The following is a 26,121-nucleotide window of genomic DNA, read 5'->3' on the forward strand; positions in this document are numbered from 1 at the left end:
ACAACCGGAAAAAGTTTAGGTATTTAAATGTTTAGTGAAAAATCAGGATGTTACTTTGGTGTTGCCGCCGTCCCCACTCTGGTTACTGGCGAGCTTTGACGATTTTCCCAAAGTACCGTTAGACCGCGCTGTAAGGCAATAAAAATAAACAATAAAATGCCAATCGCGATCTTCGTCCACCAGGAACTTAATGTGCCATCAAAATTAATGTAGGTCTGGATCAACCCCTGAATGGCGACACCAAACAACGTTCCTAACACCGTACCGACCCCACCGCTCAACAGGGTTCCGCCAATCACGACTGAGGCAATCGCATCCAGCTCAACGCCGACGCCCGCCAGCGCATAACCCGCCTGGGTGTAAATTGAAAAGACAATGCCGGCAAGCGTCGCAAGCCCGGTCGACAGCATATAGATACGGATGGTCGTGCTGCGGGTTGAGATCCCCATCAGGTTGGCAGAGGTGGCGTTGCCGCCAATTGCGTAAACCTGATTACCAAAGCGCGTACGGTGCGCCAGGAATATGCCAATGACGACTACCGCCAGCATCAGCAATCCCATTGCACTCAGGCGACCGCCGCCGGGAATTTTCCATGCCAGGCTTGAGAGCATGTCATAAACCGGATGGTTAATTGGGATCGACTCTTCAGACACCAGATAGCTGACACCGCGCAGGAAGAACATTCCCGCCAGGGTAATAATGAATGCCGGGATCTTGAGCGCATCAATCAGTAACCCCATAAACGCGCCAAACGCACAGCCCATCAGCAGAATCAGGGGAAACGCCAGCAGCGGAGATATACCCCAGTAGCCAATGGCCTTCGCCAGAAATACGCCGGTAAACGCGATCACCGAGCCAACGGACAGGTCGATCCCGCCAGAGAGAATCACGAAGGTCATGCCAACGGCGATGATGCCCAGAAAAGCGTTATCGGTCAGGATATTGCAGATAACTCTGGTTGAAGCAAAAGCCGGAAATTGTGTCAGGCAGTAGAGGTAACCCAGCACAAACACGCCGAGGGTGATCATCAGCGGTAAATTACGTTTTATCATGACCACGCACTCCTTTTATCAGGCTGATAAAGCGTTGTGATTGCACGACCAGCACACACAACACCACCACGGCTTTGACCACTTGATTTAGTTCTGGCGGGAAGCCCGACAGTAAAATCCCGGTGTTCATGCCCTGAATAATCAATGCCCCGACCACCGACAGCAGCAGATTAAAGCGCCCGCCCATCAGCGAGCCACCGCCAATGACTACCGCCAGGATGGCATCCAGTTCCAGCCACAATCCGGCGTTATTGGCATCTGCCCCGCGGATATCCGCCGTGACGATAATGCCGGCGATAGCCGCACACAGACCGCTCAGCACATAGGTGAGCATCACGATAATGCGCGTGTTCACCCCGGCGTTTTTTGCCGCACGAATGTTGATGCCTACCGCTTCAATAAACATCCCCAGCGCCGTTTTACGCGTCAGTAGCCAGAACACCACCAGCGTTAACAGTGCAATGATCACTGGCGTGGGGAACAGTAAGAGCGAGCCGCTGCCAAACCACGACAGTTCGGGCGAATTGAAGGTGACGATCTGCCCGGAGGTGATAAGCTGCGCCACTCCGCGTCCGGCCACCATCAGGATTAGCGTGGCAACGAACGGTTGGATTTTGAGGATTGCCACCAGAATCCCGTTCCATAACCCTGCCAGAATGCCGGAGCCTAAGGCGGCAAGCAGCACCACCGGCAAACTGTGCCCGGCCACCGTCATCGCCGCGGTGGTGGCACCGGCAATAGCCATGACGGCGCCTACGGAAAGGTCGATGCCGCCGGTGGCAATTACCAGCGTCATGCCAATCGCTAACAGCGCCACGGGGGCGGCACGGTTGAGAATATCAATCGGGCTACCGAACAGCCGACCATCTTGCAAAATCACCTGATAAAAGTGCGGCGCGACCAGGCTATCCACCAGCAGCACCAGCAGTAGTGCCACCAGTTGTGGCATGCCCTTTGGCCAGCGGAATCGCCGTTGCGGCGGAGTGGATTGAGGGAGAGATTGAGGCATCACCATAGTCTCCTTAGGCCGCAATGGCGTTCATGATCGCCGGTACGGACAGTTCAGCCAGCGGGATCTCAGCCACCTGTTTGCGATCGCGCATAATAATGACCCGATCGGCATAGCCCACTAACTCTTCCAGTTCGGATGAAATCACCAGCAGCGCCAGACCATCCGCGCACAGCGTTTCGATCAGGCGAATGATCTCGGCATGCGCGCCGACGTCGATCCCACGCGTGGGTTCATCGAGGATCAGGAACTGCGGTTTGGTCAGTAACCAGCGCGAGAGCAATACTTTTTGCTGATTGCCGCCAGAGAGAAACTCGATCGGCTGTTCAGCGTTGGGGGTGCGAATTCCGAGCTGGCGGATAAAACGCTCGGCAATCTCATTTTGTTCTTTCCGCGGAATAGGCCGCAGCCAGCCACGCTGCGCCTGTAATGCCAGAATGATGTTTTCCCGCACCGAGGCGGCGGCGATAATACCATCCGTTTTGCGATCCTCCGGACAGAAGCCGATCCCCAGACACGAAGCCTGATGCGGCGATCGCAAGGTCTGCGCTTTGCCTTTGATCAGCGCACTGCCGCTGTCGGCGGGTTTAATACCGAAGATCACCTCCGCCGTTTCCGTTCGCCCGGATCCCAGCAGTCCAGCGAGACCGACGATCTCACCAGGACGCACCTGAAGATCAAACGGCGCGATGGTGCCTTTCTTGCCAAAGTCGCTAAAGGCCGCCACTGGTTTATCACTCAGCAACGTACGGCCCGCACGCTGTAGCGCATGGGTATCCAGTTCGCGACCCAGCATCATTTTGACCAGTTCGATCTGTGGCAGCTCTCGGGTTTCACGGCAGCCAACGAAGCCGCCGTTACGCAGGACGGTAATGCGATCGCTGACCTGATAGACCTGATCGAGGAAGTGGGTAACGAAGATCAGACTGACGCCCCGATCGCGCAGATGCCGCATCAGGCCGAACAGCATTTCTACCTCCTGGGTATCAAGACTGGCGGTGGGCTCATCGAGGATCAGCACTTTCGCGGAGAGATCGATCGCCCGACAGATAGCGACGATCTGCTGCATCGCCACGGAAAAGCGGTTCAGCGGCTCGCGCACGTCGAGGGAAAAACCGTATGACGCCATCAACTCCGTCGCGCGTTTTTCCATCTGCTTGCGCAGCAGCAGGCCAAAACGCCGCGGTTCACGGCCAATAAACAAGTTATCCGCTACCGACATATTGGGCAGCAGATTCACTTCCTGATACACGGTACCGATCCCCAACTGCTGGGCATGGGCGGTATTTTTGGGGGAGATAGGCTGGCCTTCGAGCCAGATCGTGCCGCGATCGGCATGGTAAACGCCGGTCAGCGCTTTGATTAGCGTCGATTTACCGGCTCCGTTTTCTCCCAGCAGCGCCATAATCTCACCGCGACGCAAGCTGAAATCCACGTTATCCAGCGCTTTGACGCCGGGAAAGAATTTGCTTAATCCTTCGGTGCGGAGGATTTCCTGATGGGGGTCGGTGGTCATGGCATTCCTCCGGTACGAAATCACGGCCTTTTCGTAGGCCTGATAAGCGCAACGCCATCAGGCCTACGGAAGACCGGCAGCAAAACTAGTAGCCCATGTTTTTCTTCTTCTCTAACTCTTCTTTCGCGGTATCCGGCAGATAGAGGATCGACTTGGTAATGGTCAGCTTTTCAGGCATCGTGCCGTCTTTTTTGAATTTCTCCAGCGCGTCGAATGCCGGGCCTGCCATATTCGGCGTCAGCTCGACGCTGGCGTTGGCTTCACCGTCAATCATTGCTTTGTAGATATCCGGTACGCCGTCGATGGAACCGGTCAGAATATCTTTGCCGGGTTTCAGGCCCGCTTCTTTAATCGCCTGGATCGCCCCGATCACCATGTCATCGTTATGGGCGTAAACCATGCAGATGTTCTTGCCATTGTTTTCCGCTTTGATAAAGCTCTCCATCACTTCTTTCCCTTTACTGCGGGTGAAGTCGCCGGACTGTGAGCGGATAATCTTAATGTTTGGTGCGCTGGCGATGGCTTCAGCAAACCCTTTTTTACGATCGATGGCCACGCTGGCCCCGACGGTCCCTTGCAGCTCAACGACGTTACACGGCTTGCCGTTCACTTGTTTAATCAACCAGTCGCCGATCAATTTACCTTCCAGCACGTTGTCGGCAGTGACCGTGGTCATATAGAGAGATTTGTCTTTTACATCGATGGAACGATCGAGCAAAAAGACCGGAATGTCGGCATCTTTAGCTTCTTTTAAAACCGGTTCCCAACCCGTTGCCACGACTGGCGCAATAAAGATGGCGTCAACGCCCTGCGCAACAAATGAGCGAACTGCTTTAATCTGGTTTTCCTGCTTTTGCTGGCCGTCAGCGATTTTCAGCGTAATACCACGCTTTTCAGCCTCGCTTTTCGCAACGTTGGTTTCTGCGGCGCGCCAGCCGGATTCAGAGCCAACTTGCGAAAATCCTACGGTTAAAGGGGCTGCCATTGCCATAGACGACATGGCTGCCGAAACTGCTGTGACTAAAAGTAAGCGCTTCCACATAAGTGCGTCCTCGTAGGGTGATTATTGTTGGTTAATAAACCGTCGCGAAAAAACTATAGACAATTGAGCATGTAACGAATTGCGTTACATCACACTTCAAAAAAGTAAATAAAACGTTAATCACAACTTTGTAATCGCTTTCATCCCGCTATGAAAAATGCGGCTGAAGATATGGATTTTTCTGTCACGAGAGAGGGGTAAAAAGAAGAAAATGAGCGCAGAGAAAGCGAAAACAAGCGGAGACATTCAGCGCGAGTTGGCTATAATACCCGCCACTTGTTTGCCATAGCTTATTTAAAGGAAACAGACATGAGCTTACTCAACGTCCCTGCCGGTAAAGACCTGCCGGAAGATATCTACGTTGTTATCGAGATCCCTGCCAACGCAGATCCGATCAAATACGAAGTTGACAAAGAGAGCGGCGCCCTGTTCGTTGACCGCTTCATGTCCACCGCGATGTTCTATCCGTGCAACTACGGTTACATCAACCACACCCTGTCTCTGGACGGTGACCCGGTAGACGTTCTTGTCCCGACTCCGTACCCGCTGGAGCCAGGTTCAGTGATCCGCTGCCGTCCGGTTGGCGTACTGAAAATGACTGACGAATCCGGTGAAGATGCGAAACTGGTTGCGGTTCCGCACACTAAGCTGAGCAAAGAATACGATCACATCAAAGATGTGACCGACCTGCCGGAACTGCTGAAAGCGCAGATCACCCACTTCTTCGAACACTACAAAGATCTCGAAGCGGGCAAATGGGTGAAAGTTGACGGTTGGGACAACGCTGAAGCCGCTAAAGCTGAAATCGTTGCTTCTTTCGAGCGCGCGAAGAAGTAAGTTCGCGTTAGCTTAAAACCCTGAACGCCAGTCTCTGGTTAGTAAGGGTTTTTAAATTTCTACGTTCTACCACCTCTCCCCTTCGCTGTTTTCTTTTTGACCTACCAGAATGGGTAGTCACATTTCATTTATCTTAATTGCGAATGATATTAGATCTCATTATCATTCTCAGCATGTAAATAAATGTGAATAAAAGTCAATGAACCTCCACAATGTGAAGCCCCTGAAACGCTATTCCTGCGTGGCACTCGCCACAGCGCTGTTATTTACCAGCCTGTCCAGCGTGGCGCAGACGCTACCTGAGAAAGATTTTCTGACTCGCGATGTCGGTAACGGCGTGTATGAGCTGGCGGTTGATAGCCAGCAGAATGCGCTTTTTGTCGCCTCGTCGCCGTCGTTTGATAAAGATAAAACCAGCGGGCTTATCTACAAACTCGATCTGGAGAAACTCACGACGACTGAAGTCATCGACACCAGTCGTCGTGCCTTTGCCACCGCGCTGGATGAAGAAAACCAGGTGCTGTATGTCGGCAACACGCTGGAAGGTTCAGTAACGCTAGTCGATACCCGCAGCGGTAAAGAGCTGGCGATACTGCAACTGAGCGAAGCCAAAAACCCGAAAGATATTGTTCATACGCGTGAAATGGTGCTCGATAAACAGCACCACCGTCTGTACGTTTCCGGCGTGGCTGAAAAGGGCATAGTCTGGGTGGTGGACACACAAAAGCGCGAGAAAATCGCCACCCTCGAGAACATGGGCCAGTACCCGACCGGCATGGCCGTGGATGCAAATAAGAACCGCCTGTATGTTGTGAATGGCCGAAACGAACTTATTACGCTGGATACCACCAACCATCAAATTATTAATCGCTTTACCATTGAGCCAGATAAAAAACATTTTTTCCTGAATATTGCCCTGGATGCAAAAAATAACCGCGCATTCCTGACCGATCCGGATTTAGCGGATGTACTGGTTGTTGATATTAATACCGGTAAGGTTATTGCACCAATTAAGGTTATTAACTCGCTGGCGGTGATATATAACGAAAAACGCCAGGAAGTTTATATCACCCACCGTAATGCTAAACGCATCAGCATTGTGAACAGCAAGACCCACCAGGTAAAACAAAGCATTGAAACCAATGCATTACCTAACAGTCTGGCGCTCTCGGCTGATGCTAACACCTTGTACGTCAGCGTCAAACAGTCGGAAAAAATGACAGGTGTGAAGCCCGACTACGTGCTGAAAATCGATCTCTCTAAATATTAATAATTAAAAAACTATCTGCACCTTGCAGCTTTTTTGAGCTGCAAGGTGATGTTTTTATTTTTTACTTTTCAGGTGTCTATATTATGAAAATGCGTCAACTTATTACGCTGACAGGGATCGTTGCATTCTCAGGCGGTGTTATTTTCCCCACCCAGGCAGAAGAACTCACCGAGACCTCACGCACTAGCGAAGATGAAATGGTGATCACCGCATCCGGATTCTCGCAGCAAAAACGCGAAGCGCCGGCCACTATTTCAGTTATTGATCGTAACACGCTGGATATTCAGCCGGACCGTAGCATCGGTGAAGCCATTAAAAACCTTCCCGGCGTCTCGGTCACCAACAGCAGCGGCATGAACGCCGGTAGCATTATGATCCGCGGCATGGACCCGTCCTATACCGCTTTTATGGTCAACAGCGTCAAACAAAATACCGGTGAATCTCGCCCTTACGGACATGATATTGGTACTGAAGCCAACTTCTTACCGCCAATGGAGGCCATTGAGCGTATCGAAGTTATCCGTGGGCCGATGTCCTCGCTGTACGGCTCAGACGCCATCGGCGGTGTGGTTAACGTCATTACCAAAAAACCGTACGGCGCAAAAGAGTGGACCACGGCAATTGCTGCCAATACCTGGCTGCAGGAACACCAGTATTTAGGTAATACCAGCCAGATGAATTTGTTTACCATGGGGCCGATTGTGCCCGATGTTCTCGGCCTTAGCGTGGCGGCCGACTGGCTTGACCGTCGCGATGACGATCGCAATAACTATTTTGGCAAACACAATCGTAAATCCGTTGATATGACATTGGGCCTGGCCGCCAGCGAGAATAACCTGTTCGATCTCAACGTGGTCACCGGTGAGCAGGAAAAAAACCGTACCCAGAAACGCGGTGCGCCGTGGTCATGGCTGTTCGATCGTAACGCCGCCACCCTGACGCATACCGGCTGGTATGCAGACGACACCATCGCGACGACCAACTACATAAACTATGAAAAAGGCCGTTCGAAGTACGTTTATGACGGACAGTCCCCGCAGTATGTGCAGATGGAGAACTACGTCGCCAATTCGCAAACCACTTTCACGCTCGACACCCATAAACTGACTGTTGGGGCGAATTTCACGCGCGAAGAGCTGAATGACCGCTTTGATGTGGCCAACAAAACGCTGCCCGGATCTGACCCGGTGACCAAAATCAGCCGTAACGGTTGGGCATTGTTTGCTGAAGACGGCTGGAGCATTGGCGATTTCATCCTGACCACGTCAGCGAGGATGGACCAGGATGACAATTTTGGCACACATATTACGCCGAAAATGTACGGTAACTGGGCCTTTAGCAATGACTGGGCGCTGAAAGGCGGCGTTTCCGCAGGCTATAAAAAACCGGAGCTGCGTGCGACGTCCAGCAACTTCGTAACCCCTTACGGCTCAACCGTACCTTATCCCTTCCTCACCGTTGGTAACGACGACCTGAAACCTGAACAAAGCGTTAACTCTGAACTGGGCCTCTACTGGACGGGAGATGCGCTATCGCTCGACAGCACCGTCTTCTATACGCAGTTCAAAGACAAAATTGCTGAACAAACTATTTGTGAAACCACGTCGACGAACCAGTGCTCCGTCAACGGCTACAACGCGGATTCCGTCAGTAAATACTTCAACGTCAGCGAGGCGGATGTATACGGTATAGAACTGAATGCCGACTGGCAGATTACCGCCGATGTAAAAGCCAACGCTAACTACACCTGGAACCACAGCGAACAAAAAAGCGGCGTTAACAAAGGCTACGCGCTAAACGATTATCCGCGCCATATGGCGAATCTGTCGCTGAACTGGGCGGCAACGCAAAGCCTGGACGTATGGAGTACGGTGAATTATCGCAGCAGTAACCGCAACAGCGGCAATAACTATAAATATGATGACTACACGATGGTGGACGTAGGCGTACGTTATCAGCTCAATAAGCACACGCAACTGATGGCTGGGGTCTACAACGTGCTGGATGAGGATCCGAAACTGACAACCGCGTGGAACGAATCCGCACAGGTGGAAGGACGCCGCTATAACCTCGGCGCGCGCGTGGAGTTTTAAATCCAGAATAAAACAACGCCACCCAAGGGTGGCGTGTTCATATCAGTACTGGTCTCGGTCTAACCAGTTACCGCTTTCAATCAGCGTTAAGCCATCAACCGGACGTTGGTACACGTACATCCATGCACTTCCGTACGGCGTTTGAATTAACTGGCGCGCGTATTCACCGCCGCGGGTACGCAGAGCGTCAAGCTCTGCCAGCGTGGCGTTATCAATACGATAAACTTCCCCGTGTACTGTTCCCTCTCCTGGAACGGCGCCTGGATAGTGGCCCAGGCTATACAACTGGTAGTTGTCGATACTGAAATTTCCCAGCAACAGGGCATTGGTCATCCAGTGGCTGTTGCCTTGTTTGGTTCGTAAACTGCCGTAGACAAATATTCGCATTGCTAAAACTCGAACTGATAGAGCAAATCAAGTGCCTGATCTACGCCAGACACTGCTTCCAGATATAGCTTAGGCATCAGACGATAACGTAGCGTGAGTGTCGCTAAGGAGTCAAATATACCCACACCATATTTCACCTGCAGACCTGGCAGTACGTATCCGCTGACAACCACCTGAGATGAATCACCCACCCCTTGTGTGTCCAGTGCCAGATTGCTTACGCCAAATGTCTCCCCGATTTTACCCACAACCTGACCACTTTGTGCAACCCCCAGACCAATAAGCATTGAAGTCATTGCCGCGCTGTCGCTCTGTTCGCTATCCAGTCCTTGTCCGCGTAGCAGGTAGGAAAGCGCCATTTGCTGCGACATCGCCGGGTCGGAGAAGATCTCCGCCTTCGGCTCATCGGCGGTGCCCGTGACGCGAACCCCGGCGATCACGTCGTCTTCGGTGGCTTCCGGGTTACGAATTGCTTCGATGTTGAGTAACGGCTGATCCGGCGGACCGGAGAACAACAGCTCACCCTTACGCACAATCAGATCCTGACCATAGGCATGGAAACGCCCGCTCGGAATATTAATTTGTCCGTTCAGCCCCAGCCCCTGCTTATCCTGCACCACTTTCAGATCGCCCGTCAGACGCGCTTTTAGACCAAAGGCGTCAATACGCACGTTGTTACCGACGTGGATGTTCAGGTTGCTGTTGATCGGAATACCTGCTGTCTGCGGTTTCTCCGGTTGCAGATTGTTGTTAAGCATGACCATATCGCTGGAAACCCCTACCGCGCTCTCCGGCAGGTCGTGTACCACGATACGCGCCCACGGCACATCCACGTTGCCATCAAGGGTAAACAGGCTCGGCGTGGCTTCAAAGACCACGTCCGGCGATACGTCCAGGCGGACCATCGGCGGCACGGTAATACGAACCCTGCTGCCTTTAGCCGCAACGCGCGCCCGCCAGTTGTCTATCTGACTCCAGTCGGCATCGCCGCTCAGGTTAATTTCGCCCTGCTGCGTACGTACCACGCCCGCCAGCGTTGAGCGTGTTCCGGTGAAGTTAACGGCTAACTGGCTTGGCTGCATGTCAAACGGCATAAAGTTGCCGTCGATATCCAGACCGCTCAGCTGCAGCTGTCCGAGCAGCTGCGGGCTTTGCACATCGCCGCCCAGACGTAGGTTGGCGTTGATCACCCCTGCCGCTTTTTCACCGCGCGAGAAAATGGGGTTCACCATCGCCAGATTAAAGTTGCGGATGTTGACGTTGCCGCCGAGACTGCGGCGTCCTTGCGGATCCGTCACCTGCACCTGGCCGTCAAACTGCCCGTTGTTAGTCAGGCGAATCAGCCAACCCAGCTCGGCACGGTTATTGTGCAGGTCGGCGGTCAGATTCAGCGTTTCAAACGCCACAGGGAGTGGCGCATCGTTTACGCTTTGCGTGACCTTCACATTACGTCCGCTCAGCGTAACCTGCCCCTGCGGCAGCCCCTCTTTGGTGGTGTCCCAGCTCACATCAGCTTTGCCAGTGAAAACGCCGCTGGCCTGGGTTGTATCCGGCATAAACGGTTTTAGCATCGCCAGGTCAAAGCGGTTAAGGTTCACCACCGCGCGTCCTTGTGCACCGGCATCAATGGTTTGCGGTACGCACAGTTCCGCATTCGGGTTGTTCCAGCAGTGCGGCCCAATGCTGATTTTCTGTTCCTGATTGCGATAATCCAGCGCGACAGGGCGGTTAAGGGACCACGGACCGACCGGCGTCTGGAAGCGGGTATCGCTTAACGCACCTTTCCAGCGCTGCTCTTGGCGATCAAAGCTACCTGCCAGGGAGAGCTGCCCGGAGACCGGTTCCCCCTGAATGCGCAACTGCAGCTCATGCTGCTTTTCGCTACCTTTGGCATTGAGCGTCACCAGGCCAATATTCACGTCAGGCTGTACAATCCGCTCTACGCGAACGTTGAGATTACCAGCGATTTGCTCTGCCGATTTCACGTCGCCTTCGACACGCACCTGAGCGACGGACAGCTCCTGCCAGCGCAGACCCCGAGCGGTGATATCCGCCAGCAGCTGTGGCGCTTCAACCGTACCGCGAACTTTTACCAGCCCTTTCGCCGTACCGCCCAGTCCCGGCAGCGCGTTATCCAGGCTCGGGGCATCAATCGTCGCGTCGAGATTGAGGTCTTTGACCCCCAGTTCCCCTTTCACATCCGCGCTGTTGCGTCCCAGTTCCAGATGCAGGCCCGGGATCGTCCACTGCAGGTAGCTGTTACCCTTCAGCGAACCGTGCACATTAACCTTGTTCTGCTTCACGTTGCCGGTCAGCTTCAGCTCGGGCACCTCCATCTGCCAGCTTCCGCCGTACAGACTGCCGCGAGTTTTCACCAGGCCATTCAGTTTTGATGGCCACTCCGGGATTGCTTTCGCCGTGTTGATGCCATCCAGCGTTAGCTCCCCGCGCCAGCTGATCGCCTGCTGCCAGTCCACCAGCGCTTTCAGCTCAGTTTTCCCTTCCAGCGCCGCAACGCTGAGTTTGTCGAGATTGATCTGCTGTTCGTTGCCTTTGGCGTCCAGCGTGATGGTAGCCGGAGGAATATCCTGCCCTTTCACAGCGGTACGCATCGACAGCGTATAGTCGGTCATCTTACCGGTCAGTTTGAGCTTGATGTCATCAGCCTGGAACTGCTTGTCGCCAGTAAACGGCCAGTAAACCTGCTTACTCACCACCTCAAGGTTGAGCGGCAATCCGGCTTCCGCCAGACGCGCCTGCGCCCGCAGGTCCATATCCACCGGACCAGACAGATTTACGCCGACTTCCAGCTGTTCACGCAGCGCGCCGCCGACCTTCAGCTTCACCTTTTCGCCTTTTAACGGGTCGACGTTGAGCGTGCTGTTTAACGTAATATCGACCGGCCACGTGTCGGTCAGTTGCGCCGTGCCGCTGGCTTTTACCGTCCCCTGATTCGAGTCGATATCCAGTGCATCGAGTTTCATGTTGCCGTCAATGCTGCTCACTTTCAGCAGCATGTTATGTACCGTTAAATCCGTATCCCCGGTCACGCGCAGCTGCTCGCCGCGAAACGCTTCAATGTTGAGATTGAGCGGCAGATGGACATCGGTCATTTCCGGCAGCACCGGCTTTGAGAACAGATCTTTTAGCGTTTCGCCGAGCGGTTTTTCATCCGGTTGCGGATTTTGAATCTTTGGTTCGACAACCTCTTCCTGCGCCACTTCCGCCACTTTAGGCAGGGCAATCAGCAGCCCCTGTAATGACGTTGGCTTCAGGGTCAGCGTTTTTTCCTGCCAGTTCAGGCCGGAGGTAAATTCCAGCACCGAAACCGTGGTGTCATCGATTTTGATATTGATGTTGTTCAGCGCCACGCGCGAAAGCGTGATTGGGTAAGGTGTGGAAAGGTTAAGCGGACCGCTCTCTTCCTCTTCAACCGGCGCTGATGGCGGCATCTTTTTGCTGTCGATCGCCACGTTGATATTTTTCAGCGACAGATCGTTGACGCACAGGCTGCTGTCCCACAGGCAGTTAAGCCCCACGGCCAGATGCACTTCGCCAGCATTCACCGCCACGCCAGGCTGGTCATAACGAATATTTTTGAGCGATAAATCCCGCCAGCCGCCGGTGACCTGACCAATCTCCAGCCCCGGAACCCAACGATTCGCCGCTTTGAAGAGCAGATGCAGGCCCGAGGTGGTGCCGACGAGGAACGCCACCGTGCCTAACAACAGCAGGATAAAAATCAGCACGCCGAGGCTTATCTTCTTCCATAAACTCATAATTCAGGCCCCAGACCGATGTAAAACTGTAAACCATGTTCATCTTTGTCGCCCACAGGGACAGCAAAGTCGAGCTTGATGGGTCCCACTGGCGATTGCCAGCGTACGCCGACCCCGGCACCGGTTTTGAAATCGCTTCTGCGGATATCGCTGACCGCTTCGCCGCTATCGACAAACATCGCGCCCCACCATTTTCCGGTCACGTTGTACTGATATTCCAACGAGCCGGTCGCCAGTTTAGAGGCCCCTTTCAGCTTGCCGTCGCTGCCTTCAGGCGAAATAGATTTGTATTTGTAGCCGCGAATGCTGCGATCGCCCCCGGCGAAGAAACGCAGATCCGGCGGTACTTTGTCGAAGTCCCCGGTTTCGATCCAGCCGAGGTTGCCGCGCATTACAAAGCGATGACGATCGTACAGCGTGCGGATCCAGACGTTTTGCGCCTGGAAGACGGAGAAATCAACGTCTGAACCCCAGGCCGTGTTGGAGTAATCGATGGAATAACGTTGGGAGTCGCCCCAGACTGGCATCAGACCGCCGCGCGAGCGCGTCCGACTGATCATCACGCCCGGATAGAGCAGCATGGTGGTGTTAGTGACGTTACCCTGGGTAAAGTGGTCGAGGCTCCAGCGCAGGTTGATCGCGCGCTGCCAGCCGCTGGAGAGATCCCAGTAGCGGGAAACCGCAAGCGTAGTGGAGTCCTGCTCGGTATCGTTTAAATCGGTACGCTTAAAGCCCCCCTGCACCAGGTAATACTGCTCCAGCGGGTTCTTTAATAGCGGCATTTTATAACTGAAATCAAGAACCTGCTCTGGCGCAGAGATGCTGGCGCTGGTGGTCAGGCTGTGGCCATAGGAGTTCATCCACGGCTTTTTCCACGAGGTCTTCACCCGTGGACCGACGTCAGTTGAGTAACCGACCCCGGTTTCGATGGTATTTTCAGTTCGCGGCGACACCACGCCTTTCAGCGGCAGCACTTTGGTTTCACGGGCTTTATCAAATTCCGGTGCGACGACCACGGAATTAAACCATCCGGTCGCCGACAGACGACGGTTCAGTTCGCCCAGATCTTTCGACTCGTACTCTTCACCCTCTTTAAAGGGCACCAGATTTTGCAGGTACTCATCGCGAATTTGCGAGCCTTCAAAAGTGACATGCCCAAAGCGATAGCGTTCACCGCTGTTGTAATCGATATCCCAGAATGCCTGGCGGCGTTCGAGCGCTATCCCAAGCTGGCTTTTATTAAATTCACTGTCGAAATAGCCTTTGCGCAGCGCCACGCTGGTGAGTGATTTTTTGAAGTTATCATAGTCCCCCTGATTCAGCACGGTGCCGATTGCCGGTCGCGTTTTCAGCAGATCCAGGTAATCTTTATCCGTACGTGCGCCACCGCGCAGAATCACTTCGGTGCCGCCAATCAGCACCGGCTCACCAGGGGTCACTTTGGCAATCAGCACCTGGCGTCCTTTCGCCGGCGGCGGACGCAGCTCAAAATCAATGGTGGGCTCAAAGTAGCCCAGCGCTTTTAGCCCTTCGCGGATGGCATCATCAACGCGCGCACGAAAGCGTCGGTCTGGAGTGACTTCATCACTTTGAATCGTGGATAGCTGCGCACGGACGTTTTTCTCCAGCGGTCCTGATAATCCTTCGACCTGTAAGCGAACATTCGCTGCGGCGGCGGAGCCACTTAAGCACAGTAATCCCACCCAACATAACTGACGGATATGTGGCACATTTTCTCCTGAATATCCTTTTTTCCCACCCCTGGAAAAAAATACTATGCCGTTCCTCGGCTTAACAAAAAATCAACAATAAGAGTTGAAAAACAGACGACAACCCAAATATTTCTTATGTTTAACTCTAGACGTATTCACGCCGTTTATTGTGGGCAAAGACGCGTCTCGTTACAACCTTAACCCAAATGACTGATTTCGGGAGAACGGCCATGAGTTTATTTGATAGAAAGCATCTTGTTACTCAAGCAGATGCCCTACCTGGACGCAACACCCCGATGCCAGTGGCAACGCTGCATGCGGTTAACCAACATTCGATGACCAACGTGCCCGACGGTATGGAGATAGCCTTTTTCGCCATGGGATGTTTCTGGGGCGTTGAACGTTTATTCTGGTCATTACCCGGGGTATACAGCACAGCGGCCGGATATACCGGCGGCTACACCCCTAACCCAACCTATCGGGAAGTGTGTTCCGGCGATACCGGACACGCCGAAGCGGTACGCGTCGTCTATGATCCGCATGTTATCAGCTACGAGCAACTGCTGCAGGTGTTCTGGGAAAATCACGACCCGGCGCAGGGCATGCGTCAGGGGAACGACCAGGGGACGCAGTATCGCTCCGCCATTTACCCGTTAACACCGGAGCAAACCGTCGCGGCACAGGCAAGCCTTGAGCGTTTTCAGGCAGCAATGACCGCCGCTGGCGACGAGCGCACTATTACAACGGAAATCACTACCGCAACCCCGTTCTACTATGCCGAGGACGACCACCAGCAGTATCTGCATAAAAATCCTTATGGGTACTGTGGCATTGGCGGGATTGGCGTTTGTCTGCCGCCACAAGGATAATCGCCACCCTCTGGCGGCTTTACAGTACCTTACGCTATACTAGCTCCTGAAATTGCCGGTCCACTCCCTTCGGACCGGTTTTCAATGTGTATTTCACACGGATTTATCAATTTATCCCTTCCGAGGATCTGGCCTTAACGGTCGGATAAGATATGTTAAACAGTATTTTAGTCATTCTCTGCCTGATCGCCGTGAGTGCGTTTTTCTCGATATCCGAGATCTCGCTTGCTGCATCACGCAAAATAAAACTTAAACTGCTTGCCGATGAAGGCAACGTAAACGCACAACGTGTTTTGAAGATGCAGGAAAACCCCGGCATGTTTTTTACCGTCGTGCAAATTGGCCTTAACGCGGTCGCTATTCTCGGTGGTATTGTCGGTGATGCGGCATTCTCCCCGGCGTTTTACAGCCTTTTCTCGAAGTACTTCACTCCAGAGCTGTCCGAACAGTTAAGCTTTATTCTGTCGTTCTCGCTGGTTACTGGCCTGTTCATCCTGTTCGCGGATTTAACTCCGAAACGCATCGGTATGATTGCGCCAGAAGCTGTGGCTTTGCGTATCATCAACCCGATGCGCTTCTGCCTGCTCGTCTTCCGCCCGCTGGTGTGGTTCTTCAACGGTCTGGCAAATAACATCTTCCGTCTGTTTAAGATCCCGATGGTGCGTAAAGACGACATCACCTCGGACGATATTTACGCCGTGGTCGAAGCGGGTGCGTTGGCGGGGGTTCTGCGTAAGCAGGAACATGAGCTGATTGAAAATGTGTTCGAACTGGAATCCCGTACCGTACCGTCTTCCATGACCTCGCGCGAGAATATTATCTGGTTCGATCTCCACGAAGATGAGCAAAGCCTGAAGAACAAGGTGGCGGAACATCCACACTCCAAATTCCTGGTGTGTAACGAAGATATCGACCACATCATTGGCTATGTCGATTCAAAGGATCTCCTCAACCGCGTACTGGCGAACCAAAGCATGGCGCTGAACAGTGGCGTACAGATCCGCAATACGCTGATTGTGCCGGATACGCTGACGCTCTCTGAAGCGCTGGAAAGCTTCAAAACCGCAGGCGAAGACTTTGCCGTCATCATGAACGAGTACGCGCTGGTGGTGGGGATTATCACGCTCAACGACGTTATGACTACGCTGATGGGCGATTTAGTCGGTCAGGGTCTGGAAGAGCAGATCGTGGCGCGCGATGAAAACTCATGGTTAGTCGATGGCGGTACGCCGATTGATGACGTTATGCGCGTCCTGGATATCGATGAGTTCCCGCAGTCCGGCAACTATGAAACCATCGGCGGCTTTATGATGTTCATGCTGCGTAAAATCCCGAAACGCACCGACTCGGTGAAGTATTCAGGCTACAAATTTGAAGTGGTGGATATCGATAACTACAAGATCGATCAGCTGCTGGTGACGCGTCTGGACAGTAAACCTACCGTACTGGTACCGAAACTGCCGGATGCAAAAGAAGAGGCAAAGGCGTCTTAACGTCCTGCAGAAACATCAACGGCTCCCATTCAGGAGCCGTTTTTTTAACTACCGCATAGCACTTTGATCAAGCCATCTCAGTTTGCAGACGCAAGACCTGACGGTTAACTTCGGACATCACGGAAAAATGCAGTTTGTCCTTCACTTTTGGGATAAGAATCTTACCCTTATCAAATTCAAAAGCGCCTACATCCTTGATATATAACCGTCCACGAAACAGGATCTTCACGTACTTCGCCACCTGCAGCGGGTTGTATCGTTGGAAAATTTTCATTGTTGTCTCCTGCTGAGCATTACGCCTTTGCGGTACCACAATCGGTCCGACAATCCTCAGGCGCAAATTTTAATGCCCTATGACTATAGACTATCTCGCTCATGTTTCCAGCGTGTATAAGTTTATTTACCTTCAGGTTACAAATATTCAGAATTATCTTTTCAACGCTTCGCTGTCTTCAGTATAAGCCTTCATTTTTCGCAGGATTTGTGCGCCCGTCCGCAAACTGGCATCGCGCTTGCGGGAAAAAGCATCAATCGCACATATGATTAAATTCCAGACCCAAGTGGTCGGATCACCTGCAAAATAAAGAAAGAAGGAAAACCTATGACCTTACAAAAACTGCTGGCGCTGTCGTGCCTGCTGCTGCCGATGATTGCCGGTGCGCATTCGTTTGAGACCAACCAGCGCGTACCGCCGGTGGGGATCGCCGATCGCGGCGAACTGATTCTCGATAACGATAAGTTTAGCTACAAAAGCTGGAATAGCGCGCAGTTGCCAGGGAAAGTGCGAATTGTGCAACACATTGCCGGACGCACCTCCGCCAAAGAGAAAAATGCTACGCTGATCGAGGCAATCAAGGCGGCCAACCTGCCGCACGACAAATACCAGACCACCACGATCGTCAACACCGATGACGCCATTCCTGGCTCCGGTATGTTTGTGCGCAGCAGTCTGGAGAGCAATAAGAAGCTCTACCCGTGGTCACAATTTATTGTCGACAGCAATGGCATTGCGCGTAAAGCCTGGCAACTGGATGAAGAGAGCTCCGCTATCGCCGTACTTGATAAGGACGGACGCGTTCAGTGGGCAAAAGATGGTGCGTTAACGCAGGAAGAGGTGCAGCAGGTTATTGCCCTGCTGCACAAATTACTCAGTAAATAGCGACGCGGAAGCCGGGGTTGAGGAATGATTCACGTGGGGTGTAATCCAGAGATTTCCCCTGCCAGTCGTGAACGTGCGCCCCGGCTGCGGCAGCAACGGCGTGGCCAGCGGCAGTGTCCCATACGTTAGTTGGCCCAAAACGTGGGTACAGCTGTGCCTGCCCTTCCGCCACCAGGCAGAACTTCAGCGATGAGCCAATCGACGTGGTCTGGTGCTCACCCAACTGTTGCAGATACTCTTTTAACTCATTGTCAGCATGCGAGCGGCTAATCACCACCAACGGCGGACGCGCGTCACGAACATGGATTTGTTTGCGCACGCCGCACTCTTCTTTCCACGCTTTACCTTCTGCCGCGCTGTACATCACTTTCATCACCGGCGCGTAAACCACGCCCAGTACCGGCTTTCCTTGCTCGATAAGCGCAATATTGACGGTGAATTCACCGTTACGCTTAATGAACTCTTTGGTACCGTCCAGCGGGTCTACCAGCCAGTAGCGCTGCCAGTGCTGGCGAACATCCCAGCCAGGAGGCGCTTCTTCAGACAGGACCGGAATATCCGGCGTCAGCGCCAGTAATCCTTCGAGGATCACCGTATGCGCGGCGATATCCGCCGCCGTGACCGGAGAATCGTCCTGCTTGCTGGTAATCTCCATCGGTTTGATTCCATCGTAGACCTGCATAATGGCATCGCCCGCATTCCGTGCAAGCTGGCATACATGTTCTAACATTCTCCACCTCGTTTCTGTCGTGGTGTTAACTCGTTGTTTTACTTATACCCGATCGCCAAAGGATCCGCCAACTGTGATAGCGTCTGCGGTTTTAAACGCTATATTCATGTCATGATTCACAGTTCTGTAAGCAAGAAGATTTATATACATTTTCTTTTGTGGCTTAGATCTTAAAAGGATGCCCCTGATGATTAAGTTTAGTGCAACGTTTCTGGCCACGCTGATTGCAGCCAGCGTCAATGCCGCGACCGTCGATCTGCGTATAATGGAAACCACTGATTTACATAGCAATATGATGGATTTCGATTATTACAAAGATACGCCGACTGAAAAATTTGGCCTGGTTCGTACGGCAAGCCTGATCAACGCAGCACGTGGTGAAGTCAAAAACAGCGTGCTGGTTGATAACGGTGATCTGATTCAGGGCAGCCCGCTCGGGGATTATATGGCGGCCAAGGGGCTGAAAGCGGGCGAAACGCATCCGGTATACAAGGCACTGAATACGCTGGATTACGCAGTGGGTAACCTTGGCAACCATGAATTTAACTACGGTCTTGAGTATCTGCACAACGCGCTATCCGGGGCGAAGTTCCCTTACGTTAACGCCAATATCATCGACGTTAAGACCAAAAAGCCGCTGTTTACTCCTTATCTGATCAAAGAGACTGAGGTTGTCGATCAGGAAGGAAACACGCAGACGCTGAAAATTGGCTATATCGGTTTTGTGCCGCCGCAGATCATGACCTGGGATAAAGCCAACCTCAGCGGCAAAGTGACGGTGAATGACATTACGGAAACCGCACGTAAATACGTGCCGGAAATGCGAGCCAAAGGTGCCGATGTCGTGGTGGTGGTTGCTCACTCCGGGCTTTCTGCCGACCCATACCAGGCGATGGCGGAAAACTCCGTTTACTACCTCAGTGAAGTTCCGGGCGTGGATGCCATTATGTTTGGTCACGCTCACGCCGTTTTCCCGGGGAAAGACTTTGCCAACATCAAAGGCGCAGATATCACAACAGGCACGCTCAATGGCGTTCCTGCGGTGATGCCGGGCATGTGGGGCGATCACCTGGGGGTGGTGGATTTAGTGCTGAATAACGACAGCGGTAAATGGCAGGTTACGCAGGGGAAAGCGCAGGCGCGCCCGATTTATGACGCCGCGGCCAAAAAATCACTGGCTGGCGAAGACCAAAAAATCGTTGAGATCCTAAAAGCCGATCACGATGCCACGCGTGAATTTGTCAGCAAACCAATCGGTAAATCTGCCGACAACATGTACAGCTATCTGGCGCTGGTTCAGGACGACCCGACCGTGCAGGTGGTGAATAACGCGCAGAAAGCCTATGTGGAACATTTTATCCAGGGCGATCCGGACCTGGCAAAACTACCGGTACTTTCCGCCGCTGCGCCGTTTAAAGTCGGTGGACGCAAGAACGATCCGGCCAGCTTTGTCGAAGTCGAAAAAGGTCAGCTTACCTTCCGTAACGCCGCTGATTTGTATCTCTATCCCAATACCCTGGTCGTGGTGAAAGCCAGCGGTAAAGAGGTGAAAGAGTGGCTGGAATGTTCCGCCGGGCAGTTTAATCAGATTGATATCCACAGCAGCAAACCACAGTCGTTAATTAACTGGGATGGCTTCCGTACCTATAACTTCGACGTGATTGACGGCGTGAATTATCAGATTGATGTTTCACAACCCGCTCGCTATGACGGTGAATGCCAGACGATTAACCCGCAAGCGGAGCGTATTAAAAATCTGACCTTTAACGACAAACCGATCGATCCGAACGCAACCTTCCTCGTCGCGACCAACAACTACCGCGCCTACGGCGGTAAGTTTGCCGGGACCGGCGACAGCCACATCGCGTTTGCATCACCAGATGAAAACCGCTCGGTGCTGGCAGCATGGATAGGTTCCCAGACAAAGAGCGCAGGCGAAATTCATCCAGCGGCAGATAACAACTGGCGTCTGGCGCCGATTCACAGCGAGACACAACTGGATATTCGCTTTGAAACATCACCGTCTGATAAAGCCGCTGCGTTTATCAAAGAGAAAGGCCAGTATCCACTGAAGAAAGTCGCTACCGATGACATCGGCTTCGCCATTTATCAGTTGGATTTGAGTAAGTAAGACCACGCCGGGTGGCGCTGCGCCATCCGGCAAGCCCGACCAGGTCGTTTACGTCGATGCCGGGACGTCTTCGTTCTTAACGGTATGATTTGCCAAAACCTGCGGCAAATTCACCTCTATCCAGTCCGCCAGCGCTGCGACTTTTTCGCTCACCTGCTCACCCAACGGTGTCAGGCTATACTCCACATGCGGCGGTACCACCGGATATGACACCCGATTGATAAACCCGTCCTGTTCTAACGCCTGCAGGGATTGCGCCAGCATTTTTTCACTGACGCCGCCCATCTTACGGCGCAAATCGCTGAAACGGTGCGTACCGTCGCGCAGCGCCACCAGAATCAATACACCCCAGCGGCTGGTGACGTGTTTTAACACCTCGCGGGAGGGACACTGCTCGGCAAACAAGTTGCCATCACGTAATTGCTGGGAGAGAGTCAAAGCTGTCATTTTCATACTAACCTTTTTGTACGTACTTACTAAAAGTAAGTTTAGGTGTTAATGTGATTAAACACAAGACCAATACCAAAGGAGTTATCCTATGATCGCGATTACTGGTGCCACTGGCCAACTGGGCCAACACGTTATTGAAACGCTACTGAAAACCGTTCCTGCCAGCCAGATTGTGGCTATTGTGCGTAATCCTGCTAAAGCGACGGCGCTTAGCCAGCAGGGCATTACCGTTCGTCAGGCGGATTACAGCGATGAAGCTGCCTTTACCACAGCCTTACAGGGGATAGACAAGTTACTGCTAATCTCCTCCAGCGAAGTGGGACAACGTGCCCCGCAGCATCGCAACGTGATTAACGCGGCGAAAGCGGCCCACGTGAAATTTATCGCCTACACCAGCCTGCTGCACGCCGATCGCTCCCCGCTGGGGCTGGCTGATGAGCATGTCGCAACCGAGAAGATGCTGGCTGAATCCGGTATCGCGTACGCGCTGCTGCGTAACGGTTGGTACACCGAAAACTATCTCGCCAGCGCACCAGCCGCGCTGGAACACGGCGTGTTTATTGGGGCGGCGGGAGAAGGCAAAATTGCCTCGGCGACCCGTGCCGACTATGCCGCTGCCGCCGCGCGCGTCATCAGTGAAGACGGTCATGCCGGTAAAATCTATGAACTGGCGGGCGACGCAGGCTGGACCCTGAGCCAGCTGGCGGCCGAACTGGCAAAACAGAGCGGTAAAAAAGTGGTGTATCAAAACCTGAGCGAAGCTGATTTTGCGGCCGCGCTGAAAGGTGTAGGTCTACCTGCCGGACTGGCGGACATGCTGGCTGACTCAGACGTTGGTGCCTCTAAAGGTGGCCTCTTCGACGACAGCCATACGCTGAGCAAACTGATTGGTCGCCCAACCACGTCGCTGGCAGACAGCGTCAAAGGCATCGTGTAAGTGTTAAAAATTAGTTAATTGTGGTGGCATCCCCGCGCATCCTCTCTGATAATGACATGATGATGCGTGGGGAGAGAAGACGTGCAAGGTGTACCTGAGCAGTTTATTGATGAGAAAGACAGCGCCCGCTTTCGCCATCTGGCACAGGTGCCGGGCGTTGAGCTGTATCATGCGCATATCTCGCGTTACGCCTTTGAACCCCACACCCATGAAGCGTTTGGTATTGGCGCGATAGAAGCCGGAGCCGAGCGTTTTCGCTATCGCGGCACGCAGTACGTGGCCCCCGCCCATTCTGTCGTCACCATGAATCCCGATGAGCTACATACCGGCGAAGCGGAAACCGCCGACGGCTGGCGCTATCGGATGATCTATCTTGAGCCCGATCTTCTGGAAGAAGTCACCGGGATCCGCCACTGGTGGTTTCATGACGTAACGCGTCACGATCCGCTACGCTCGCGCCAGATCTGCTCGCTGATCCATGGCCTGTGGAACACTGAGGATCCGCTGGCGCAAAAAGGGCTATTACTCGATCTGATCGACACGTTCCAGCCGCTGGCCCGCCATGCGCCGGTATTACCGGAGGGAGCGCATCGCTTTGAGCGGGTACGCGAGTATTTGCACGATAATTATATGCACCCGGTCACGCTCGACGAACTGGCGCGGGTTGCAGCGCTGAGTCCCTGGCATTTTCAGCGCCAGTTTAAATCTCATTTCCACGTCACGCCGCACCAGATGCTGATGGCGATTCGCCTGTGGCGAGCCAAAGGTTTTCTCACTCACGGAATGCCCGCCGCGGAGGTCGCTGCCGCAACCGGCCTCACCGACCAGTCGCATCTCACCCGCGCGTTTACCCATCGCTACGGTATTACACCGGTACGTTATCAGAAACAAGTCGTCCGGCGTTGAACAGCAATCTCATACAATACGGCTGCATTTTTCCTGCCTACACTCGACTTATTGTTAAGCGATGTGGATGTCAAAAATGATTAGCGGCGTGTTGTATGCCCTGCTGGCTGGGCTAATGTGGGGATTAATTTTTGTTGGGCCGCTGATCGTACCGGAATATCCGGCGGTATTGCAGTCGATGGGGCGCTATCTGGCGCTGGGGCTAATAGCGTTGCCGATTGCCTGGCTGGGGCGTGTGCGCTTGCGTCAGTTGACGCGTAAAGACTGGGTCACTGCGCTGGCGCTAACGATGATGGGTAATCTGATTTATTACGTTTGCCTGGCAAGCGCCATCCAGCGCACTGGCGCGCCGGTTTCAACGATGATTATTGGTACATTGCCGGTTGTGATCCCGGTCTTCGCTAACCTGCTCTACAGCCAGCGCGACGGCAAATTATCATGGTGGCGTCTGTCGCCTGCGCTGGTGCTGATTGGTATCGGTCTGCTGTGCGTGAATATCTCGGAGCTGAATCAAGGCTTACCCGACTTTAGCGGCTGGCGTTATGGTTCTGGAATCGCGCTGGCGCTGATCTCGGTAGTGTGTTGGGCGTGGTATGCGCTGCGTAATGCCCGCTGGCTGCGCGAGAATCCAGATAAGCACCCGATGATGTGGGCGACGGCCCAGGCACTGGTAACGTTGCCTGTTTCTCTGCTCGGTTATATTGCAGCCTGCCTGTGGCTGAACGGGCAAACGCCGGACTTTGCCCTGCCCTTCGGCCCGCGTCCGGGCGTGTTTATCGGCCTGATGATAGCGATTGCGGTATTGTGTTCGTGGGTTGGCGCACTGTGCTGGAACGTCGCCAGCCAAAAATTGCCGACGGTGATCCTCGGCCCGCTGATTGTCTTCGAAACGCTGGCTGGCCTGGTGTACACCTTTATCCTGCGCAAGGAATTTCCACCGCTGCTGACGGTAAGCGGCATTGCGCTGCTGATTGTTGGGGTGGTGATAGCCGTCAGAGCCAAACCACAGAAACCAAGCGTCGTCGTGGTTCCACAATCATAATGGCCCAGACGGCGCTGCGCTAATCCGACCTACAAGATATTATTTTGTAGGCCGGAGTAGACGTTAAACTTTAAACACCGCTACGGTCTGATTCAGTCGTGCTGCCTGCTCTTCGAGCGCGGCGGCGGCGGAAGCTGACTCCTCCACCAGCGAGGCGTTTTGCTGCGTCACGCGATCCATCTCGGCAACCGCCTGACCTACCTGATCGATACCCCGGCTCTGTTCATCAGAAGCCGAGGCTATCTCGCCCATGATGTCGGTCACACGGGTCACGGCGCTCACAATTTCCGCCATCGTTTCACCCGCTTCATGCACCAGCGCCGTACCGGCATTTACCCGATTCCCCGAGTCATCAATCAGCGCCTTAATCTCTTTCGCCGCCTGAGCGCTACGCTGTGCCAGTGTACGGACCTCGCCAGCGACCACGGCAAACCCACGCCCCTGCTCGCCCGCACGTGCCGCTTCTACTGCCGCGTTCAGCGCCAGAATATTAGTCTGGAAGGCAATGCCGTCGATAACATTGGTAATTTGCGCGATTTTGCTGGAACTGGTGGCAATTTCATCCATCGTACGCACTACGCCATCAACCACGGTTCCGCCTTTCTGCGCCGTCTGTGAGGCATTTTTTGCCAGACTGGTCGCCTGACGCGCGTTATCCGCGTTCTGCTTCACGGTAGCGGTGAGTTGTTCCATGCTGGCAGCAGTCTCTTCCAGAGAGGCGGCCTGCTGCTCGGTACGTGAAGAGAGATCGTTACTGCCGGCGGCAATTTCACCTGCGCCGGTATAGATGGTGTCAGCCCCGTCACGCACCACGCTGACTGTGTTCGCCAGCGCCTGCTGCATGTCGCGAACGTTGACTGCCAGCAGCGCCATCTCATTGCTGCCATCGGCGTTGATGCTGTGCGTCAAATCACCCGCAGCAATGTGGCGAATATGCCCCATCACTTCGTGGAGAGGCTTGAGCAGCACTCGCTGCATCGCCAGCCAGCTGGCGATAATCACGGTGACGACAATCAGCATCACGGCGGACAGCAGCCAGATTATCTTCTGGTAATCACTCTCATTGTCCTGCACCCCGGCAGTGGCCAGCGCCGTTTGCGCGCTACGCCATTCCCGATAAACTTCCTGCATGGCCGTTTGCTTTTGCTCGGCATTCTGCTTGAACATCTCTTCCAGCTTACCTTCAGCCAACAGCGCGTTCATTTTAGCCAGCGTCGCAGAATAGATGCCGTACTGCTCTTCCAGTCGATCGGCCAGATGTTCATCAAGCCCCGGCGTTTCCGGCAGGGCGTAGTATTTATCGTAATGCTCTTTCGATTCGGCCAACAGGCGATTTGCCGTGTTCACCAGTTCCTTCAACTGACCGCCGTTAATCTCGCTAGCCATCGTTCCCTGTAAACGCAACATGCCCCGGTTGAGCGTGACGCGAGCCTGGTTCAGGCTAATCCACGCATCGGTAAACTCGGCCACGTTCTGGCTGGAAAGCTGAGAGACGTTAAAGTTTTGCTTATCGTTATTGAGCGCGCCAATAAAGACGCCCGCGGAGATGAGCTGCATCGCGCCCAGGGCGAGTAACACGGTGATAAGTAAGGTTATCACTTTGATTCGTTTAAACATCTGTAGCCTTTTATTATGCAGGTATTGTCTGAGGTCTAACTATCGGCAGCGGCGTGCGCTTATTTAATCCTGTCGCGCGGCTTTTTTCGC

Annotated in this window: 21 protein-coding genes; 10 read left to right on the forward strand and 11 right to left on the reverse strand. The window is 53.6% G+C overall.

Annotated elements, in window-relative coordinates:
- Nucleotides 1-50 precede the first annotated feature (50 nt).
- The 4 genes from yjfF to ytfQ form a co-directional block, all read right to left on the reverse strand.
- Nucleotides 51-1,052, reverse strand: coding sequence for a galactofuranose ABC transporter, permease protein YjfF (yjfF, locus tag HV237_RS21240; protein WP_016151457.1), 1,002 nt, complete (start codon nt 1,050-1,052; stop codon nt 51-53).
- Nucleotides 1,039-2,061 carry a galactofuranose ABC transporter, ATP-binding protein YtfT gene (gene ytfT / locus HV237_RS21245; RefSeq protein ID WP_016155534.1) on the reverse strand — a complete coding sequence of 341 codons (1,023 nt, stop codon included), beginning with the start codon at nt 2,059-2,061 and terminating at the stop codon, nt 1,039-1,041. The genes yjfF and ytfT overlap by 14 nt, the downstream gene beginning before the upstream one ends.
- Nucleotides 2,062-2,074: 13 nt before the next feature.
- Nucleotides 2,075-3,577, reverse strand: coding sequence for a galactofuranose ABC transporter, ATP-binding protein YtfR (gene ytfR, locus HV237_RS21250; protein ID WP_046275826.1), 1,503 nt, complete (start codon nt 3,575-3,577; stop codon nt 2,075-2,077).
- Between the two features lie 85 nt (nt 3,578-3,662).
- Complete coding sequence (gene ytfQ, locus HV237_RS21255; protein WP_016155532.1) at nt 3,663-4,619, reverse strand: galactofuranose ABC transporter substrate-binding protein YtfQ; 957 nt, start codon at nt 4,617-4,619, stop codon at nt 3,663-3,665.
- A 309-nt stretch (nt 4,620-4,928) separates the two neighbouring features.
- Here ytfQ and ppa point away from each other — a divergent pair, with 309 nt between their 5' ends.
- The 3 genes from ppa to HV237_RS21270 all read left to right on the forward strand — a co-directional run bounded on the left by ppa (nt 4,929) and on the right by HV237_RS21270 (nt 8,819).
- Nucleotides 4,929-5,456, forward strand: a complete 528-nt coding sequence (ppa, locus tag HV237_RS21260) for an inorganic diphosphatase (protein ID WP_003025726.1) — start codon at nt 4,929-4,931, stop codon at nt 5,454-5,456.
- A 199-nt stretch (nt 5,457-5,655) separates the two neighbouring features.
- A complete protein-coding gene (locus HV237_RS21265; RefSeq protein ID WP_047358567.1) occupies nt 5,656-6,726 on the forward strand; it encodes a YncE family protein in 1,071 nt (356 codons plus the stop codon).
- Between the two features lie 83 nt (nt 6,727-6,809).
- Entirely contained in the window at nt 6,810-8,819 is a 2,010-nt protein-coding gene (locus tag HV237_RS21270; RefSeq protein WP_019078220.1) for a TonB-dependent receptor, read from the forward strand.
- 42 nt (nt 8,820-8,861) lie between these two features.
- On the opposite strand, the gene HV237_RS21275 is transcribed toward HV237_RS21270, so the two are convergent.
- Genes HV237_RS21275 through tamA form a run of 3 tightly spaced genes read right to left on the reverse strand, consistent with a single transcriptional unit; the run spans nt 8,862 to nt 14,715 of the window.
- The gene (locus tag HV237_RS21275) at nt 8,862-9,206 is read right to left on the reverse strand and encodes a gamma-glutamylcyclotransferase (protein ID WP_016151451.1); all 345 of its coding nucleotides are present in this window, start codon (nt 9,204-9,206) and stop codon (nt 8,862-8,864) included.
- Nucleotides 9,207-9,208: 2 nt separating this feature from the next.
- On the reverse strand, nt 9,209-12,985 hold the full coding sequence (gene tamB, locus HV237_RS21280) for an autotransporter assembly complex protein TamB (RefSeq protein WP_047358568.1): 3,777 nt from the start codon (nt 12,983-12,985) through the stop codon (nt 9,209-9,211).
- Nucleotides 12,982-14,715, reverse strand: coding sequence for an autotransporter assembly complex protein TamA (tamA, locus tag HV237_RS21285; RefSeq protein WP_016155528.1), 1,734 nt, complete (start codon nt 14,713-14,715; stop codon nt 12,982-12,984). Before tamA ends, tamB begins: the two co-directional genes overlap by 4 nt.
- A 212-nt stretch (nt 14,716-14,927) precedes the next feature.
- Between tamA and msrA the strand changes: the two genes are divergently transcribed.
- Together msrA and HV237_RS21295 are read left to right on the forward strand one after the other, a co-directional pair.
- Entirely contained in the window at nt 14,928-15,566 is a 639-nt protein-coding gene (gene msrA, locus HV237_RS21290) for a peptide-methionine (S)-S-oxide reductase MsrA (protein ID WP_046275831.1), read from the forward strand.
- A gap of 152 nt (nt 15,567-15,718) precedes the next feature.
- Complete coding sequence (locus HV237_RS21295) at nt 15,719-17,059, forward strand: hemolysin family protein (protein ID WP_003830418.1); 1,341 nt, start codon at nt 15,719-15,721, stop codon at nt 17,057-17,059.
- Nucleotides 17,060-17,126: 67 nt separating this feature from the next.
- Here the strand turns inward: HV237_RS21295 and HV237_RS21300 are convergent, their stop codons facing one another.
- A complete protein-coding gene (locus HV237_RS21300) occupies nt 17,127-17,333 on the reverse strand; it encodes a DUF1107 domain-containing protein (RefSeq protein WP_003025710.1) in 207 nt (68 codons plus the stop codon).
- A 327-nt stretch (nt 17,334-17,660) separates the two neighbouring features.
- Here HV237_RS21300 and HV237_RS21305 point away from each other — a divergent pair, with 327 nt between their 5' ends.
- The gene (locus HV237_RS21305) at nt 17,661-18,218 is read left to right on the forward strand and encodes a YtfJ family protein (RefSeq protein WP_047358569.1); all 558 of its coding nucleotides are present in this window, start codon (nt 17,661-17,663) and stop codon (nt 18,216-18,218) included.
- Here the strand turns inward: HV237_RS21305 and cysQ are convergent.
- Nucleotides 18,208-18,948 carry a 3'(2'),5'-bisphosphate nucleotidase CysQ gene (gene cysQ / locus HV237_RS21310; protein WP_016151445.1) on the reverse strand — a complete coding sequence of 247 codons (741 nt, stop codon included), beginning with the start codon at nt 18,946-18,948 and terminating at the stop codon, nt 18,208-18,210. The two genes, HV237_RS21305 and cysQ, sit on opposite strands and share 11 nt — an antisense overlap.
- Before the next feature lie 187 nt (nt 18,949-19,135).
- Between cysQ and cpdB the strand changes: the two genes are divergently transcribed.
- On the forward strand, nt 19,136-21,079 hold the full coding sequence (gene cpdB, locus HV237_RS21315; protein WP_135107966.1) for a 2',3'-cyclic-nucleotide 2'-phosphodiesterase: 1,944 nt from the start codon (nt 19,136-19,138) through the stop codon (nt 21,077-21,079).
- Between the two features lie 48 nt (nt 21,080-21,127).
- On the opposite strand, the gene HV237_RS21320 is transcribed toward cpdB, so the two are convergent.
- Nucleotides 21,128-21,532, reverse strand: a complete 405-nt coding sequence (locus HV237_RS21320) for a helix-turn-helix domain-containing protein (RefSeq protein WP_047358571.1) — start codon at nt 21,530-21,532, stop codon at nt 21,128-21,130.
- Between the two features lie 85 nt (nt 21,533-21,617).
- On the opposite strand from HV237_RS21320, the gene HV237_RS21325 reads away from it, so the two are divergent.
- The 3 genes from HV237_RS21325 to HV237_RS21335 all read left to right on the forward strand — a co-directional run bounded on the left by HV237_RS21325 (nt 21,618) and on the right by HV237_RS21335 (nt 24,414).
- Nucleotides 21,618-22,466, forward strand: coding sequence for an SDR family oxidoreductase (locus HV237_RS21325; protein ID WP_046275833.1), 849 nt, complete (start codon nt 21,618-21,620; stop codon nt 22,464-22,466).
- 81 nt (nt 22,467-22,547) lie between these two features.
- Nucleotides 22,548-23,372, forward strand: a complete 825-nt coding sequence (locus HV237_RS21330; RefSeq protein WP_016155523.1) for an AraC family transcriptional regulator — start codon at nt 22,548-22,550, stop codon at nt 23,370-23,372.
- 76 nt (nt 23,373-23,448) lie between these two features.
- Nucleotides 23,449-24,414: a DMT family transporter gene (locus HV237_RS21335; RefSeq protein ID WP_047358572.1), complete on the forward strand. Its 966-nt coding sequence runs from the start codon at nt 23,449-23,451 to the stop codon at nt 24,412-24,414.
- Nucleotides 24,415-24,477: 63 nt separating this feature from the next.
- Here HV237_RS21335 and HV237_RS21340 read toward each other — a convergent pair whose 3' ends face one another.
- Nucleotides 24,478-26,031, reverse strand: coding sequence for a methyl-accepting chemotaxis protein (locus HV237_RS21340; RefSeq protein ID WP_046275835.1), 1,554 nt, complete (start codon nt 26,029-26,031; stop codon nt 24,478-24,480).
- Nucleotides 26,032-26,121: the final 90 nt, after the last annotated feature.

The sequence above is a fragment of the Citrobacter sp. RHBSTW-00570 genome (genome assembly GCF_013739755.1).
Lineage (GTDB): Bacteria > Pseudomonadota > Gammaproteobacteria > Enterobacterales > Enterobacteriaceae > Citrobacter > Citrobacter braakii.

Bases quoted from the DNA above. Each gene is read 5' to 3' on its own strand.
- HV237_RS21300 (WP_003025710.1), bottom strand. From the start codon at position 17,333: ATGAAAATTTTCCAACGATACAACCCGCTGCAGGTGGCGAAGTACGTG.
- HV237_RS21275 (WP_016151451.1), bottom strand. From the start codon at position 9,206: ATGCGAATATTTGTCTACGGCAGTTTACGAACCAAACAAGGCAACAGC.
- ppa (WP_003025726.1), top strand. From the start codon at position 4,929: ATGAGCTTACTCAACGTCCCTGCCGGTAAAGACCTGCCGGAAGATATC.
- ytfR (WP_046275826.1), bottom strand. From the start codon at position 3,577: ATGACCACCGACCCCCATCAGGAAATCCTCCGCACCGAAGGATTAAGC.
- msrA (WP_046275831.1), top strand. From the start codon at position 14,928: ATGAGTTTATTTGATAGAAAGCATCTTGTTACTCAAGCAGATGCCCTA.
- HV237_RS21265 (WP_047358567.1), top strand. From the start codon at position 5,656: ATGAACCTCCACAATGTGAAGCCCCTGAAACGCTATTCCTGCGTGGCA.
- HV237_RS21340 (WP_046275835.1), bottom strand. From the start codon at position 26,031: ATGTTTAAACGAATCAAAGTGATAACCTTACTTATCACCGTGTTACTC.
- cpdB (WP_135107966.1), top strand. From the start codon at position 19,136: ATGATTAAGTTTAGTGCAACGTTTCTGGCCACGCTGATTGCAGCCAGC.
- HV237_RS21335 (WP_047358572.1), top strand. From the start codon at position 23,449: ATGATTAGCGGCGTGTTGTATGCCCTGCTGGCTGGGCTAATGTGGGGA.
- HV237_RS21320 (WP_047358571.1), bottom strand. From the start codon at position 21,532: ATGAAAATGACAGCTTTGACTCTCTCCCAGCAATTACGTGATGGCAAC.
- tamB (WP_047358568.1), bottom strand. From the start codon at position 12,985: ATGAGTTTATGGAAGAAGATAAGCCTCGGCGTGCTGATTTTTATCCTG.
- cysQ (WP_016151445.1), bottom strand. From the start codon at position 18,948: ATGTTAGAACATGTATGCCAGCTTGCACGGAATGCGGGCGATGCCATT.
- yjfF (WP_016151457.1), bottom strand. From the start codon at position 1,052: ATGATAAAACGTAATTTACCGCTGATGATCACCCTCGGCGTGTTTGTG.
- HV237_RS21325 (WP_046275833.1), top strand. From the start codon at position 21,618: ATGATCGCGATTACTGGTGCCACTGGCCAACTGGGCCAACACGTTATT.
- HV237_RS21270 (WP_019078220.1), top strand. From the start codon at position 6,810: ATGAAAATGCGTCAACTTATTACGCTGACAGGGATCGTTGCATTCTCA.
- ytfT (WP_016155534.1), bottom strand. From the start codon at position 2,061: ATGCCTCAATCTCTCCCTCAATCCACTCCGCCGCAACGGCGATTCCGC.
- HV237_RS21305 (WP_047358569.1), top strand. From the start codon at position 17,661: ATGACCTTACAAAAACTGCTGGCGCTGTCGTGCCTGCTGCTGCCGATG.
- ytfQ (WP_016155532.1), bottom strand. From the start codon at position 4,619: ATGTGGAAGCGCTTACTTTTAGTCACAGCAGTTTCGGCAGCCATGTCG.
- HV237_RS21295 (WP_003830418.1), top strand. From the start codon at position 15,719: ATGTTAAACAGTATTTTAGTCATTCTCTGCCTGATCGCCGTGAGTGCG.